At 42.7% G+C, this 15,860-nt stretch carries 12 protein-coding genes; 3 read left to right on the top strand and 9 right to left on the bottom strand.

The window, feature by feature from the left end:
• Nucleotides 1–54 precede the first annotated feature (54 nt).
• Entirely contained in the window at nucleotides 55–663 is a 609-nt protein-coding gene (rpsD, locus tag A4S05_RS18485; RefSeq protein ID WP_069071263.1) for a 30S ribosomal protein S4, read from the bottom strand.
• Nucleotides 664–1,127: 464 nt separating this feature from the next.
• Between rpsD and A4S05_RS18490 the strand changes: the two genes are divergently transcribed.
• On the top strand, nucleotides 1,128–1,766 hold the full coding sequence (locus tag A4S05_RS18490) for a hypothetical protein (protein ID WP_370684465.1): 639 nt from the start codon (nucleotides 1,128–1,130) through the stop codon (nucleotides 1,764–1,766).
• A gap of 392 nt (nucleotides 1,767–2,158) precedes the next feature.
• Here the strand turns inward: A4S05_RS18490 and A4S05_RS18495 are convergent, their stop codons facing one another.
• Together A4S05_RS18495 and hetR are read right to left on the bottom strand one after the other, a co-directional pair.
• Nucleotides 2,159–3,256: a TIGR03032 family protein gene (locus A4S05_RS18495; RefSeq protein WP_069071265.1), complete on the bottom strand. Its 1,098-nt coding sequence runs from the start codon at nucleotides 3,254–3,256 to the stop codon at nucleotides 2,159–2,161.
• A gap of 722 nt (nucleotides 3,257–3,978) precedes the next feature.
• The gene (gene hetR / locus A4S05_RS18500) at nucleotides 3,979–4,878 is read right to left on the bottom strand and encodes a heterocyst differentiation master regulator HetR (RefSeq protein WP_069071266.1); all 900 of its coding nucleotides are present in this window, start codon (nucleotides 4,876–4,878) and stop codon (nucleotides 3,979–3,981) included.
• Nucleotides 4,879–4,955: 77 nt separating this feature from the next.
• Between hetR and A4S05_RS18505 the strand changes: the two genes are divergently transcribed.
• Nucleotides 4,956–5,234 carry a hypothetical protein gene (locus A4S05_RS18505; protein ID WP_069071267.1) on the top strand — a complete coding sequence of 93 codons (279 nt, stop codon included), beginning with the start codon at nucleotides 4,956–4,958 and terminating at the stop codon, nucleotides 5,232–5,234.
• Nucleotides 5,235–6,918: 1,684 nt separating this feature from the next.
• On the opposite strand, the gene A4S05_RS41750 is transcribed toward A4S05_RS18505, so the two are convergent.
• The 6 genes from A4S05_RS41750 to A4S05_RS18530 form a co-directional block, all read right to left on the bottom strand.
• The gene (locus A4S05_RS41750; protein WP_176727041.1) at nucleotides 6,919–7,071 is read right to left on the bottom strand and encodes a hypothetical protein; all 153 of its coding nucleotides are present in this window, start codon (nucleotides 7,069–7,071) and stop codon (nucleotides 6,919–6,921) included.
• Entirely contained in the window at nucleotides 7,072–9,390 is a 2,319-nt protein-coding gene (locus tag A4S05_RS18510) for an EamA family transporter (protein ID WP_069071268.1), read from the bottom strand.
• 685 nt (nucleotides 9,391–10,075) lie between these two features.
• Nucleotides 10,076–11,368 carry an inorganic phosphate transporter gene (locus A4S05_RS18515; protein WP_069071269.1) on the bottom strand — a complete coding sequence of 431 codons (1,293 nt, stop codon included), beginning with the start codon at nucleotides 11,366–11,368 and terminating at the stop codon, nucleotides 10,076–10,078.
• A gap of 118 nt (nucleotides 11,369–11,486) precedes the next feature.
• Nucleotides 11,487–12,533: a zinc-dependent dehydrogenase gene (locus tag A4S05_RS18520; RefSeq protein WP_069071270.1), complete on the bottom strand. Its 1,047-nt coding sequence runs from the start codon at nucleotides 12,531–12,533 to the stop codon at nucleotides 11,487–11,489.
• Nucleotides 12,534–12,594: 61 nt separating this feature from the next.
• Nucleotides 12,595–13,431, bottom strand: a complete 837-nt coding sequence (locus A4S05_RS18525; protein WP_069071271.1) for a VapC50 family PIN domain-containing toxin — start codon at nucleotides 13,429–13,431, stop codon at nucleotides 12,595–12,597.
• Between the two features lie 4 nt (nucleotides 13,432–13,435).
• Nucleotides 13,436–13,897 (bottom strand): helix-turn-helix domain-containing protein, encoded by a 462-nt coding sequence (locus tag A4S05_RS18530; protein ID WP_069071272.1) that lies wholly within the window; start codon nucleotides 13,895–13,897, stop codon nucleotides 13,436–13,438.
• Nucleotides 13,898–14,061: 164 nt separating this feature from the next.
• Here A4S05_RS18530 and A4S05_RS18535 point away from each other — a divergent pair, with 164 nt between their 5' ends.
• Entirely contained in the window at nucleotides 14,062–15,855 is a 1,794-nt protein-coding gene (locus tag A4S05_RS18535) for an FAD-dependent oxidoreductase (protein ID WP_069071273.1), read from the top strand.
• The last annotated feature ends 5 nt before the right edge of the window (nucleotides 15,856–15,860 follow it).

A 15,860-nucleotide genomic window follows, 5' to 3' on the forward strand; every position in this document is an offset into this window, starting at 1 on the left:
AGTCCTAAACTAATGACAAATGACCAATGACTAATGACTAGGGACAAATGAATATTACGCTTGTCGTGAGTAGTACTCAACCACAAGTAGTTCATTAACTTGTAATGCCACCCATTCGCGCTCAATAACGCTGTTGACTTTACCAACCAACTTATTTTTGTCAAACTCCAAATGACTGGGAAGGTTTGCCAAACCGGGATATTGCAAGTTAGCTTCTACCAATTTGCGTGATTGTGCCCGATCTCTGACTGCAATTGTTTCACCAGGACGGCATTGGTAGCTGGCAATATTCACCACACGACCGTTAACAGTTACGTGACCGTGATTCACCAGTTGGCGAGCCGCTGGGATAGTCGGAGCTATACCCAAGCGGAAAACGGTATTATCCAAACGCATTTCTAGCAATTGCAGCAACACTTGTCCGGTAGAACCAGTAACACGTCTAGCTTTCCGCACATAGCGGAGCAATTGCTTTTCAGTCAAACCGTAATTGAAGCGGAGTTTTTGCTTTTCCTCTAGACGGATAGCATACTCAGAGCGCTTCTTACGGTTCTGACCATGCTGACCAGGTGGGTAAGCGCGTCTAGCGCTTTTACGAGTCAATCCTGGTAGGTCGCCTAAGCGACGGACAATTCTGAGGCGGGGCCCTCTATATCGGGACATGAGTTTCCTTAATCTAATCCTGTTTAAACTTTACCGAAACATTCAATTTTGACACTCCCCTAATTTTTAATCAGGGGATTCTTGGTTTTTTGAAGCTGCTTACCGAGGTAAGACGTATCTCACCAAGGTAGACGCATCGATTTTTGCGCCAGTTGCTTTTAATCGGTCAACCCGACAAACTAGCCTCCAAGCCTGAATTCCGACCTGTCACGCCGTACTCCTGCCCATAACTTTTTTGTGTTTATTTAGTTTCGTAGGCTACTCAATCATCAGATTGGTTTACGTAGTATTCTTAACTTTGAAATACTTTTTACGTTGCCTACTTATCTTTCAAACAGTTATAGTAACACAATTTCCGCCATAATTAATTTATGTCTATACCTTGCTCCCCCTGAAATTCTTTAATTGCAGAGGATTTTTAAAATATTTAAGTTAGCATAACTTTGGGTGTTTGGAGAATGGCAATGTCAATGAGCAAAAAAGTGGTTAACAGAGGGAAGAACAAACAAGCCAGTTCGACCTCAAGGAATTTAACAATACCAGTTTTGGCTATAGCTGGATGGTTGACAACGATCTTACCCAATACAGCGATCGCAGCTTCCTACAGCAATGATTATAGTGTCTGTGCGGGTCGCCTTTTGAGCGTGGGTGTAACGGCAGAAGCGGCATCAGAAGGTTGTGCAGCAGCACTGCGTCCCAGGGATTTGGCTGCTTGCGTGGTTAAAATTGATAAGGAAACCGAAATTGCTGCCACAGATGCGCTTTCTTCTTGTGGGAAGGCCCGGCGTCCTGAAGAGTTAGCTACCTGTGTAGTTGGCGTCAGCTTAAATACAAAGGAAGAAGCTAATCCGGCAGTTTTAGAGTACTGTGGACGTAGTTTGTTACCCGTGCGTTTTGGCCAGTGTGTGGTTGGCTTGCGTAGTCAAATAGACTTTCCCGCTACTCAAGCGTTAGATACCTGTATCAGTGCTGATGATAGTGTTGTTGGCGCTTCATCTTCATCTACACCGCCTACCGTAATTCCTGCGGGATCAAATCCCAGTATCGAGAATACCCCATTTCCAACGCAACCGCTTGTTCCAGCACAACCCGGCACTAATTAAATTGACAGTGCTTTGTGTAATTGATTGAAAATACAGGTTGAATATAGAGTTGGCTATTTGCCAACCCAATTCAGGCACTACCAAAACATAAATCATCTGATCTACTACTATTTCTCAGATACAAGGTTGGGTTGAGCAACAGCGAAACCCAACCTTATATATTACAACTCTACATAATATTAAAAAGCTTCCAACTGACTGGGTAATTTAACTTTGCTGACCATATAGCAAAGATTAGGCAATTACAGTATCAATACTTCTCGGTTAATCACTTTTAACTCGGAATCTGGTTTGGGGAAAAGGTTAAAGGTTAAGGGGTAAAGGTTTTTTCTTTTCCCTTTCCCATTCCCCTTTCCCATTCCCCTTTCCCCCAAAACCCGACAAGTTATTGATTACAGTATCACCGCACTCGGTCGCAACCAGTAGTTCAACTCTGGTGCTGTAAATGCTTGGCGGATTTCTTTTCGTTCCGAATTCAAAACCATCGGACGCTGTACACCAGCAAGAAACTGCACATCATAAAGTTCTTGGCAGCCTGTGGTGAATTTCAGCATCCCTACATGCTGCCCATTTCGCAAATCTACAATTGCCACACCACAAAGCAACTGCTCAAACCGTTGGGTAATGGGCAACCCTCCAAAAATATGCCGTTCCCGAATCTGGCATAGTCCCACTAGGGCGTAATACCCGACGCAGCATAATCCCCGCAGAAATCCAGGGAGTACACAGACTACCTGTTTGTCTCCTGATTCTGGATGAATGCGCCATACTTCCCCAGCACCAGAGTTGAGTAACCACAAAAACCCGTCATGCCAAATTGGGGAATGGGGCATTGATAATCCATCTACAATAATTTCATTACTCTCTACTTCCACTACCACCCCACCGTTGGCTTTACCCGGCCGCCATCCCCCGACGGTATCTGTCGTACCGAGGGCAGTCACATACTTGGGTTTGCCATCCACCATCGCTAAACCATTCAGGTGACAACGGTCTTCTGGCACTACTTCGGAAATAAATTTGGGATGCCAGCGCGGTACAAAACTAAAGTCTGGACTCAAGGTAGAAAGACAGGAAAAACGGGTGTTGACAATCCACAGCCCTTCTCTGCCAAATTCCAGGTCGTGAATGTTCAGGTCGCCTGTAAAATATGTCATCCGTGGCAGATAAAGGGCATCGTACCGTCCGGGCTGGTCTTCTAAAAACTCATAAGCTAAGGCGGGGGCATTGGCTAATAAACAGACTTCGTGATGACTAGCCAGTGCTAAACGTGAACCATTCACTGCCAATCCCATTGGTTTGGAAAATTGGCGTAACAGCATGGTAATCTGTTGTCCATTCCAGCCTACTATTGCTAGTTTCCCGGCTTGGTAGGTGGTGATGGCAACTGAACCTCCGGCTTGACTCAGCCAAGAGATAAATCCGGGATCAGCATCACACTGAATTAAGTTATTCTCTTCTGGGACAGTAGTGGTGGAGGTGGTTAACATAAATCAAATTTTGTTGGGGCAATAATGTTATGGTTTGGACTTAGCCAAGTATAAAAACGGTTAAACAAAACTAAATCCATTAAAAAGTAAAATTAGTTACCAATAAAAAACCTGTACCAGGAACAACACCAAAAGGAATCGCCCGCTGATAACAGGTCGCGCTGCATCAAGCTGCAATGTATCGAACCTTGCAGACATTTTGAGCTTAGTTGTTTTTAGAATGTTTTACTGGTAAGTATTGTTTGGGTGACTAATGTATGATATTAACTTTTGATTTAAAACAAATCAGTATATATATTGAAGATAAGCTTAGTCAAAACTTGAATTATTTGCAATAAACAATATTGTAGGAGCGCACAGGTGTGCATTAGTGTCAACTTAAGCCAAAAATAACGTACTGATTAAGTGTTGTTCACCCGCCAGGGAATATAATTAAGAGACTAATTACTCAAGTCTACTTCAGTAGACTGAAAATCTTCGCGCTCTAAAGTCCTCTTCAGATGACTTTAGCTATGAGACAGGGATTTACAATCCCAGGCGGACGCGAGGTTTCGCGTTAAGTTGATACCAATGACAGGTGTGCGCCCCTATTGGTGATTCTGATTCAAATAAATAAAAAATTCTATAATACTCTTCTCCAACACGGAGAGGAGTTGGAGAGAGTTTGGTCGAAGTCACGTTAATTGATCGCCTTTGGTAATTTGGAATTTTGCACAATTGTACTAATCTTCTCTTTCGCCAAAAGCTGTCTGTAAAACCACTGCAATTCCTCCATCTTGGTGATATTTATCTGCCCAGGCACGAATAACTTCATCCAATTCTTCCATAGCTTGCTCCATTTTTTCTGGAAGAATATCAAGTTCTTCCAACAAGCGCATGGCATTTCGTCGTCGTTCTGCCCAATTTTTCATCATGCGGAAATACCGAGCGGTATCTTCTACCATGATGTAAGTACGTTCTTGGTCGTCTGCTGGGGCATAAAAAGGACGGGTAAGAGCGTAGAAGGGCATTCCCCAAGGAGAATCAATGCGGGTTACTGTTCCTGAATAGAGGAGACGGCGCTTGATATGCTCACCCAAAGCTTCACTCAAAGGCATTTGGTGTTCGGGTGGCAAGTCTTCTTGCGATCGCCTGTGCAAAAACTCAATCAAATCCAGAAACTCAAAAGAGCTAACTAACTGGGCATCAGGTAGATTACTGGGCAGCTTTTGCTCAATTTGTCTTTTTTCTTCACTTGTCAGACTGCTACCAGGAACGCGCGATCGCCCCGGTTGCCAAGGATATTTTTCTAGCCAGACATAAGGCAATTGAATCAAATAGCGAGGTTCTTGAGAACCCAACATTTTTAACAGTTTGCCTTCTGTTAACGCCTGTCTGACTTCTTCTACAATAATTTTTACCCGTTTCGGCTCCAAGTGGTGCAAATGCCCTGTCATTCGCAGGTTTTGTCCCTGCTCTAGATAGGTCATGTAAATTGCACACTTTGCTGCTGTTGCGGCTGCGTCTAAAAATGCCCCATGCCTGTGCCCACTCGTCCGCATGGCACTAAAAGCCAGATAAAGCATGATCTGATCCATCGCACTGGGGTCAAGACGTTTGATCAGATCTATGTCGTTACTCATATTACAGACAATTGAATAGCACGTTTACAGAATTTTTAATCGAATGAAAATAGGTAGTATACACCTGGCTGAAGGCGATGTCTTCACTTCAGACTATATTAGTATGCGATAACTATGAGATCAGTAGTAGTCCAAACTACCATTTTCGCATATTTTCTGGTACACAGGAAGATTTAGTCGTTGTTACTATAACTGTCCCTGCATCTGACCGGAAAATTACATACATCACCAAGTTCAGCTTGACGGCGGTTAGATCCCAAAAGTCAAATGTGTTGCAAGTAATCTACAAAGCTTTTCAGTTCTCTGAAGTTTTTCTCATCTTTCAAGAGCAACAACGTCAAGCTGCTTACACCTAATTATGGCATTATGCCGACTCGGAGTAAAAACTAGTTTGCGCGGTTCATCTGGGATATCTGTTACTCGAAAAAGATGATTTTTTCAGCTTTGGCGAATTATTTTGTAGTACACAAGGTGACTAAAAATAATTGGGAGTGGTCTAAAAAGAAATCGCTTACCAGGTGTAGGTAGCCACATTTAGAGGTTGAGCTATACGGCTCGTTGTGAACTATTATCGCGTTCACAACCTCCAGTGATGTCTTGGCAGTATCAGCCGTTGGCTTGAGGAAAGATAGTAGACATTAAGTAGAGCAAATAATTCCAATTTCAAAATGCCTGTTGTGTTTTCAAATATTGTTCCTCATCATATCATTGTTTTTTGGTTTTGGAATAAAAATATGTATTTTAAAGTTTATAAATGATGCGTATTTAAATAATTTATATCTGCTTAAATCAAGGTTTGATGATATTTGTATTTTGACTACTAAATTCAAGTCTTATTTATCTTTTTGTATTGATGATTAGACACTGAAAGCCGCGATTTAGACTGAGACAATCGCGTAGCCATAAGGCTTTGTTGAGTTTGCTAATAACCAAAAAATTAGTGACTAGTCATACATATAATAAAACATAGTGGATACCATCTGATAATTATTTAGAGATTTTTTTTCAATGAATTTATATTTTTTTCATGAAATAATTTTAAAATTTCATGATTTAACTAATTCATTGGCTAGTTTCAAGTATGTTTTTAACTCGCCGTTTTATGTATTTGAGAGACTTGAATTACGTAGATACTTTGTTGCTATAAAATGAGGATACTCCGTAGCAGGTTATGATCTAAGCTTCTTTATCTGGGTATCTGGGCGATACCTGCGGCGGGCTACGCCTACGCAGACTAAATTGACGTTTTCCAGATTGCCAGAAATAAAGATATCATCTGATCAAACACAAGAGCATAGAAATGAGGAATTTTGAATTTAGCGTTACTCGCAGAGGTTTTCGTAGAATAAAGGTATTAGCTGTTTCGTAAGAATTCAGAATAGTTAAAGAATCAGAGAAACATTTGATGAATAAATATACTAATTATTCTAGATTCCTTATAAATTCTGACTCCTGACTCCTGGGTGCTAAATTCTGACGCTGTTTCACTGGCGATCGCTCCATCTCCATATATTCATGTCGCTAGAATAGTCTCCCACGTTTAAAAAACGGATTATACCAATTCAATTAATGATTGCAACACATCCTTGGATAAAGACGCGATGAATCGCGTCTCTACAAATGGTCTATTTGTCGCATTCTTTTTTCAAATTGGTATTACTCTAAACACTTCTGCTATTTCTTTATCTCCTAGTTCCAAAACGTACTGCAATAGTCTTAAATCTTTGTCAGTCTCCTCTCTGAGCCAGTACTCGTACTCAATTGCTGGAGTCAGTACTACTCATGCTGCTTATATATACGTGTTTTCCCTACCTGTATCAGGCTAAATCCTTAAAAATATATTACAAGTCAAGTTATTCTGATTACTGCTAGCTCGTCTCTGAAGTGTTATGGCAGGAGGCAGGAGGCAGAAGGTAGGAGGCAGGAGGCAGGAGGTAAAAGTATTACTATTCCTAGCCTTGGGGTTTTCAAAATGTCCTAACCTATGTGGCTACGGCTATATGTCCACCTGTACAACAGTCCTAAATGATTCGTGAAAACTTAAATCCCCAACTTCTCAAAGAAGTCGGGGATCTTGTTTGTCACAGATGATTTAGAGAAGTTAGGAGTGGGCGTATTAGCGTCAGGATTTATGCTGAGAGTGATGGGAGGTAAAGTAGCTCCCATCACACCTAAACTGATTGAACTCGCCATTTAATTCGTCGGATTAGAGGGTTTAACCTGATTTCGCATTGTTTCAAAGCTAAAAGCAGCCGCACCAAAGGTTACTAACAACACTCCCAGAATTTGCACAATCTCCAAATTCTCTTGAATGATTAACCCAGCGAAAATCACCGTTAAAACTGGGATAGTACCACCAATGAGCGCCGCTCGCGAGCCACCTAGTTTACTAATACCAACATTGTTGAGCAAATAGCCGCCAAGAGTCAGCACACCCAAAATAAACGCGCTTAAAACCAGTTCTAGCATCTTAGAACTGTCAACTACCAAGTTCCAAAAAGGTAGCATCAAGCAGATAAAGCTCAACAACAACATGGTAGCGAAGTTAATTAAAGTAAAAGTTACGGGATGCAGTTTGCTAGCACAAACCCTTGTCAAAATTATGTAAGCCGCAAAAGCAACGCCCGAAAGCAGGGCGGTGCTACTTCCCGTTGAAGTATTACCCATAGCTATGGCGGGAGAGCCTCCCAAAACCAGCAATTCACCGCAGCAAATCGCGGCGATCGCACCGATGCGGAATATTGTAGGGCGATCGCGAAACAGAAACCACGACAATAGACCACTAACCATTGGATAGATAAAGAACAGTGCGATCGCCATTCCAGTTGTGACTTGAGCGATCGCAATGTAAATTAGCACCTGAGACAAAAACAAAAAGCAGCCACTCACAATCGATAACACCAAAATCTGCTTGGTAGCTGCATTAGTAGGTGTGGGATTTCCTCGGACTGAAGCAGCCAAGTTTTCCAAGTCTTGCCACAGTCTTGGATGCAATATAGGAGACAACAGTACCATCAGTGGTACCACTACCATAAACCGTAACGTCAAAATTAACAGAGTATTGCCCAAAGTCGGTGGTAGCAACTGCTCTACTTCTAATACTCCAAAAATCTGGGAACCTTCGTGGAAAATTATCTTGATGGCTACGTTATAAAGCGACGATATCACTGCCGATAAGACAATCAACAAGAAACCGATTTGAAGTGTGGATAAGCCGGAGGAATTACGCGATTGTGGGGGTTTTGCTTGCGGCTGTGGTTCTAGCGCAGTGGTTGATGGAGATTGAGCTTTGTTCTGTGATACATCCTTGCGAAGGACAGAAATTGGTTCAGTAGTATTGAGCTTTAGAGAAGGGCGCTTTATTCTCGGCTGTGACACAGGTGCAGTCGGAGAATCTGATGTCGTTGCGTTTTCCGGTAAGTCCTGATTTAAGACAGAAGTTGGTTCTGTGACATTATCCTTTGGTGGCGGAACTACAGCAGCAGGAGGTTCTGATGTCGTTTCCCTTTGCGACAAATCTTTGATGGGGACAGAAATTGGGTTCGCGGCGTTTTCTCTAACAACCGTCGGCTCTGGTGTTGTTTCCCTTTGCGACAAATCTTTGATGGGGACAGAAATTGGGTTCGCGGCGGTTTCTCTAACAACTGTCGCCTCTGGTGGTGTTTCCCTTTGCGACAAATCCTTGCTGGGAATAGAAATTGGGTTCGCGGCGGTTTCTCTAACAACTGTCGGCTCTGATGTCGTTTCCCTTTCTAAAAATTTATTCTGGATTGGGGAAATTGGCTCAGGGGAATTTCTTACTACTTCGCTAGACGGTGGGGGGGATGTCTGAAAAGAACTGTTTTTTTCTGGCTCCGTAAACTGCAAAACAGTAGGTATACCTGATGTTGCTGGTTTGCGTGAAGTTTCTTCTATAGTTTTTTCTAGTTCTCCATGCAGGCGATTAACAAATTCCGTCAAAATCGTTTCGCCTTGCTGCTGCTGGCTGTACATCCGTGACAGCTGTTGAGAAAGATTACTTTGATAGTTTTTTAGCTCTTGTTGCAGCGAGTTAAAGGTAACAGTAACGGTATCATCCAGACTGTCAAACATATGTTCGACTTTTTCATTGATTTCACCTACTACATTGCTGCTCACTTCAGCAGACTTCAGCGCAGCTTGTTCGTAAGATTTGCCCTCTATGTTTTGGTTAGCTAAAGTTGCCAGAGAGGATTGAAGTTGTGAAGATATATGCTTCGCCAGAACTTCTGCTAGCTGACGAATTAACACTTGCTGCTCAGTTATTTGGCGCACTTGTTGTAAATGCTCTTTTTCCTCTACCAAGCTTTGAATCTCATCAGATAACCGATTTTTTTCTGACTGAAGCCGCTTTACGTCTTCCTGCAAGGCTCTGAGAACATTCTGCTGAAGATTTTCTAAGTCTTCAACTACAGCCCAAAGAGCATTTTCCGCTGCTCTGGATAGTTCGCCTCTGACTCTCGGATTTTCTGGTTGCTTCTCGAATCGCCCCATTAGCTTCTAACCTCTAACACCTTGACGATAAAGCTGCTTCCGGTACACTTTATTGGCGGTCATCCTAATTTCCTGTATTTTGTCAGATAAATTAAAAATTTTAACAGCACTTCCGCATTTCAACGTAATTCTGTCATACTAGACACAGGTTGGCAAAGTATCAAGTTTGCTCCACGGCTTAGTACACCGTATTCTCTTCAGCATTTACAAGTATTTATCCATTCGATTTGGGATTTTAGGTTTTAGATTTTGGAATTATCACCACCACTGGAAGTCCCTTGAACTAAGACTTTTTTTATTTTTGGCCAGCTTAATTTTCATCAATATATTTGCCAATGAGATTTTTACTTTGAAATAAATCTCACTCCAAATAAATATTTATTGTTTTACTGCCAATAATAATTGTCAAAGACTTGCAGATGCGTACCCTATCGCCACAAAATTGTCTGACTTGCGAAACTAGCTGTAAATTTGTGTGGAATGTAACTTGTGTGACAGTTTATATCTCTAAATGGAGATTAAAGTATCTTTCTGTGGAAATTCAAAGTTACGCTATCCCCTGCACAACATTCTAAATGAATGAGCAGCAATTCTGCAAAAACACGCTTTTTTGGCGTTGTTGCAGTCTAGGTTTTACTTTGAGTAAATGCAGTAGAGGAAAAAGTTAGGAAAATATTAATAATTCTTAGAAGAATAAAATCCGGGCGATGCTAAAAATGGCAGCGCTAAGAACAGCACTCACGGGGATTGTAATTAGCCATGCGGCGGCAATGCCTTTTAGTGTTTGAAACTTAATCGACTTGATATTTTGCACTATTCCAATACCAACTACACCACCGACGAGAGCGTGGGAGGTGGAGACTGGTAAACCTAGCCGGGAGGCGATGAGGATGGTGGTAGCAGTCGCAAGTTCGGCACAAAATCCACTACTAGGTTGCAAGGCAATGATGTTTTCACCAATGGTGGCGATGACTTTTTTACCCCAGACAGCTAAACCACCAACAATACCAGCACCACCAAGAATTAAAATCCAAAGAGGGATAGTAATACCATCAGTAGGTACACTACCAGTGCGATTAATATAAACGATCGCAGCTAAAGGAGCGATCGCATTTCCCACATCATTAGAACCATGAGCAAAGGCTACGAAGCAAGCACTTAGCAGTTGGAATCGTCCGAATAATTTTTCTACGGGATTGGGGATTGGGGATGGTGGGGCCCCCTCTGGGGATTGGGAAGTGAGAAACACTTCTTCCGTCTCTTTTAACTGTCGCCAACTAATGATTGTGAGTCCAACTGCTGTTGCTGAACCGATTAACAGTGGAATGTCGTAAGCAGGAATGTTGAAACCAACTTGCTCAATTACAAAATTGGTGAGCGGTTCAGTCAGGGATGGTAATACAATCACGCCGAATACACCTAGCAGCAAAGTACTCAACCAGGGAATCCATTCTTGTAGCTGCACTACTTGATTGGGTTGATCCAAAATCCAGTGCTTGATTTGACTGTAAAATAAAGCAGCGATCGCACCACTAATTAATGGTGTCAAAATCCAGCCAATGGTGATGAAGCCAATTGATGACCAATCAATTGCACCTGCTCCCAAAGCTACCCAACTAAATCCAGCGATCGCACCAACAACGGCATGAGAAGATGAGACTGGTAAACCGCGTGATGTAGCAATTTGCAACCACACACCACAAGAAATTAGTACCGTTACCATCCCAGTAACGAATATTTGGGGTGTAGCTGCGAATAAGGCGGGATTAGCAATTTTCGTTGCGAGAGTTTCCGTTACCTCATGTCCAAACAACACAGCACCCGTAAACTCTAATATCCCAGCAATTATTATCGCTTGTTTGAGGGTGACAGCTTTGGAACCGACAGAGGTTCCCATCGCGTTAGCGACATCGTTTGCTCCGAGATTCCAGGCGACGTAGAAAGCTAGTAGAGCTACGAGAGGTAAGGTAATAAGCATTTTGTTGGGGACAAGGGGAGAGTGGGAGAGTTCGGTTAAGGTAAGAGACGCGATAAATCGCCGTCTCTACAAAGACTGATTATTGTAGAGACGGCGATTCATTGCGTCTTTGTTCTGATTACGGATAAATTAAGATTTTATAAGTATCCGGTGTTGGTGCGATCGCTTGCTCCACTGCTGCTGATAAATCTTTTAATGGATAGCGATCGCTAATCAACGCTTGCACGTCAATTCGCTGATTAAATACAATATCGGCTGATAGATTCTGAAGCCGATAAGATGAGCTATAACTGCCGATCAAGTCAATTTCCCGACGATAGAGGATATTAGGATTGATGGGAATTTCGACTTCATCAGGGAATTCGGCGAAAAACAAGATTTTGCCACCTTTGCGGGTACAATCAAGTGCTTGAAAGAAAGCTTTCTCACTAGGAACAGCCAACAAGGTAACATCAACACCTAGTCCACCAGTTAAGGCATGAATTTTGGCTGGTAAATCGGGATCACGAGCATCAAAAGCCGCCTCTGCGCCGACATTCAAAGCTTTTTCAATTCTAGAGGGTAGTAAATCGGTAGCGATCGCTTTTGCTCCAAAATACTTCACCAACATAATGAACATTAACCCAATTGGCCCAGCACCAGTAACTAATACAGTTTGTCCTGGAGCAATTTGGGCTTTTTTCACAGCCTTCAAGCAACAGTTAGTTGGTTCTACAAAACTCGCTTCTTCAAAACTGATATTATCCGGGATGGGAATCAACCCACCATTTTCCACAATATGTCCGGGAACTTTGACATAATCGGCAAAACCGCCACCACTGGCGTTAAAGCCTGCGGTTGTGGAGATGTTTTTGTAGACATCGCACATGGAGAAATTATCATTTAGGCAGTAAGCGCAACGCATACAAGGGATGTGGTGCATTACCGCCACCCGTTGTCCAACTTGCCAACCTTTGACATTATTGCCTAATGCTGCGATCGTGCCGGCAGTTTCATGTCCAAAAATGCGCGGCGGTTCATAAAGTGGATAACGAATTTTTTTAATATCTGACTGACACAACCCCACAACCCGCACCTGTACCAGCACTTCATCTGGTTCTAGGGTTGGAACTGGGATATCTTCGTAAGAGAGTTGATTGACGCCTCTAAATACCTGTGCTTTCACGTTGTTTTTTCCCGCTCAACGATACTAGATGTAACATTAGTTAGTGGTCAACGTTAGGCTATCAGGTTTGTGATTTCTCTGTCTTAGCCTGTTCTAATTGTTGCTCTAAGCTTTGTTCAAATAGTTGGAATGCCTTGATATCCTCTGATGAGAGCTTTCCTTGAATTTCCCCATTCTGAAACCGCAGAATCTCTCCTCGGTTGTCCTTGGCAGTAATTGTTAAAACTCCCCGATTCTGCCAGAGTCGATACCGTTCACCCTCAAAATATCGACCACCCTCTGGTGCTATTCTTGCAAATTTACTCTTCAAAGTTGTTTTGGCAATTTGCACGATTACATCAGAATATTCATGGAAGCAAATACTACCAGCAAATTTTGTAACATTATTTTTTTCTAACTTATCCAGCAATTCAACAATGGTCATCGGAGGGTTTTTGAGATCCTCTGATTGCTGCTGAATTACTTGAATCATTTTTCCTGGGAATTGGTCATTAAGATAAACCAAAAAATCATCTGGATGCCAAGCCTCAATATCCCAAGGCTTTAAAGCTTCTGCTGGAAAGTCATCTAAATCAGCAGTAACAATCACTTTTGCCTTCGCAACTATAGCAGCAGCGACAACATGGTAATCACCTGGATGATTTGTCATTGATGCAACTAGATGTTCTGGTACTTCCACTATTGCTTCAGGAAAATGTATCTTGAGCATTTCTTGAAAGCGTGCAGCCTTGGCATCTGTCATCTTTCCCTTCTTTACAAGATTGCGAGTAGCACCTTCTAGAATTTCTTGTGAAAAATGAATTTCGTAAAGTTCTGCTTCGGCAGCACGGAATAAGGTATCACACAGAGGCATGGGGTAGATAACGCAGGAGTCCAGAACAACAGAGAAAGAAAGCATCTTGTTAGTCTAATTTGCTACTTTCCTCATCATAGAACCCCTCATCTTGCAGAAATTGAGTGAATTCCTTCAAACCTTCTCGGCGCTTGGTGTCTCGGTGTTGTTTATATTTCATCAAATCATCAAAACGAACCCGGCGATGCGAACCCACCTTAATGTAATTAATGTCACCCTGTTCTAATAACTTGATCAGGTAGGGACGTGATACGTTCAGATATTCGGCCGCTTGTTGTGTCGTCAATTCCTGTTGTTGAGGAATTATAGATATAGCCTTACCTGATGCCATTGCGTGGACAACTTGAAGTAGTACTTGATAAATCGGTTCAGGAATGGTAATTTTTTCTCCGTTAGCCCCTACCAGTTTTGCCTGGGAACCTTTAACGCTCAGTATGCGCTCCAGTTCGATAGATTGAGCTTCTAGCTGTGGAGATATTACAGACTCTGAAAGCACGCTATATTTAGACATCGTTATTACTTCCTCTAGTATTATGGGACTTTACGCCGTCAATACCATTCACTATCTTATAATACACACTACATAAACGAAATATCCGAAAAACAAAATAAATTATCTTGTCTGATGCCAAGCTATCTGGAGAGAATATGTCGAAACTCCAGTGAGGTTAAGTGATGGTTAATCAGACATACATAGCTGATGTTTTAGTTGTCGGTGGGGGAACTGGAGGGACTGCGGCTGCTATCCAAGCAGCGCGACGGGGAGCCAAAACCATTTTGGTGAGTGAATTTCCTTGGTTGGGAGGAATGCTCACTTCAGCTGGAGTGTCTGTACCCGATGGCAACGAATTAGAAGCCTTTCAAACCGGGTTATGGGGTGCGTTTTTGCAGGAATTGCGACAAAGACAGCCCGGAGGATTAGATAATAGCTGGGTAAGCTTTTTTAGTTACGATCCCCGGATTGGGGCAGAGATTTTTGCAGATTGGGTGCATGAATTACCTAATCTGCACTGGATTTCTGGACAAGTGCCTTTAGAGGTGTTCCGCCAAGGTGATTTGATTACTGGTGTGCGCTTTGCTGATTTTGCTGTCACAGCCAAAATTATTCTCGATGGCACAGAGTTAGGAGATTTATTAGCTTTAGCTGAAATACCTTATCGTTGGGGCTGGGAATTGCGATCGCAGTGGGGAGAACCCAGCGCCCCAGTGACTTTTAACTCTTTAACTCAGAAATATCCTGTGCAAGCACCCACTTATGTAGTGATTATGCAAGATTTTGGTGAAGCGATTGCACCAGAAATTCCGGCTGCCCCTAACTATAATCCATCCGAGTTTACAGGTGCTTGGGATGGCTATGGAGCAGAGACGTTTTTGAATTATGGACGCTTACCTGGCGATCGCTTCATGATTAATTGGCCAATCTGTGGCAATGACTACGGCCAAGGAGTAGGGGGGCTGATAGAGTCAGATGTATCCAGAGGTGAATTCATCCAAGAATCTCGCTGGCACAGCCAAAATTTTGCCCATTTTATCCAAAATCAGCTTGGTCGTCGCTATGGTTTAGCAGAAAAAGTATTTCCTCACGCCTCTACAGCTTTTGCATTGCATCCCTATTACCGGGAAAGCCGCCGCTTAGTGGGGCTAACTACTGTCCGAGAACAGGATATTTTGCCGATCGCTGAAGGTAGAGTTGCATCTATATTTAATGATGCGTTCGCCCCTGGCGTTTGCGAAGCAATCGCAGTTGGTAACTACGCCAATGACCATCATTATCCTGGCGTTCAATTTCCACTGCAACCAAAATCTATCCGTTGGGGGGGACGCTGGACTGGGACGCCCTTTACAATTCCCTACAGTTGTCTTATTCCGGCCACCACAGATGGTTTTTTGGTATGTGAAAAGAATATTTCTGTCTCCCACATTGCCAATGGCGCCACCAGATTACAACCTGTGGTTATGGGCATTGGTCAAGCAGCAGGGATGGCGGCGGCAATGTGTGTTGAGTTAAACTGCCAGCCGAGGGATTTACCTATTAGGGCACTACAAACAGCTTTATTGGAAGATAATCGCTCAAAAACAGCAATTATTCCTTTCTTTAATCTTCCACCCAATCGTTCGGATTGGCTGCACTGGCAACTGTATTACTTAAATAACCCACAAACCTATCCAGCTAGTGGTTATTGCCCTTTCCCATCGGGGAATGAGTACCCTGACTCTGCTTTTGACAAGGCATCAATTCGGGAAAGTAACTGTTTCAAAGGTATTTTTTCCTGCTTGGATCAACAGGAATACAGATTTACTGTCACAGCACCAGCCGCATATCAAGGGCAAAATTGGCAGCTTGTGACTTTGCGATCGCATATCGACGAGCAATTACGCGCTTATCCCCACGAACAATTAGTTACATTGTGGGGCCGTCATAATCACTCTGGTAATTGGTTATTAGTCGAACATTTAAATGGAGGATAAGAAGA

Origin of the sequence: Nostoc sp. KVJ20 (genome assembly GCF_001712795.1) — a bacterium.
GTDB lineage: Bacteria > Cyanobacteriota > Cyanobacteriia > Cyanobacteriales > Nostocaceae > Nostoc.

Bases quoted from the DNA above. Each gene is read 5' to 3' on its own strand.
- A4S05_RS18535 (WP_069071273.1), top strand. From the start codon at position 14,062: ATGGTTAATCAGACATACATAGCTGATGTTTTAGTTGTCGGTGGGGGA.
- rpsD (WP_069071263.1), bottom strand. From the start codon at position 663: ATGTCCCGATATAGAGGGCCCCGCCTCAGAATTGTCCGTCGCTTAGGC.
- A4S05_RS18530 (WP_069071272.1), bottom strand. From the start codon at position 13,897: ATGTCTAAATATAGCGTGCTTTCAGAGTCTGTAATATCTCCACAGCTA.
- A4S05_RS18505 (WP_069071267.1), top strand. From the start codon at position 4,956: ATGTCTTCACTTCAGACTATATTAGTATGCGATAACTATGAGATCAGT.
- A4S05_RS18525 (WP_069071271.1), bottom strand. From the start codon at position 13,431: ATGCTTTCTTTCTCTGTTGTTCTGGACTCCTGCGTTATCTACCCCATG.
- A4S05_RS18495 (WP_069071265.1), bottom strand. From the start codon at position 3,256: ATGTTAACCACCTCCACCACTACTGTCCCAGAAGAGAATAACTTAATT.
- A4S05_RS41750 (WP_176727041.1), bottom strand. From the start codon at position 7,071: ATGGCGAGTTCAATCAGTTTAGGTGTGATGGGAGCTACTTTACCTCCC.
- A4S05_RS18510 (WP_069071268.1), bottom strand. From the start codon at position 9,390: ATGGGGCGATTCGAGAAGCAACCAGAAAATCCGAGAGTCAGAGGCGAA.
- A4S05_RS18490 (WP_370684465.1), top strand. From the start codon at position 1,128: ATGTCAATGAGCAAAAAAGTGGTTAACAGAGGGAAGAACAAACAAGCC.
- A4S05_RS18515 (WP_069071269.1), bottom strand. From the start codon at position 11,368: ATGCTTATTACCTTACCTCTCGTAGCTCTACTAGCTTTCTACGTCGCC.
- hetR (WP_069071266.1), bottom strand. From the start codon at position 4,878: ATGAGTAACGACATAGATCTGATCAAACGTCTTGACCCCAGTGCGATG.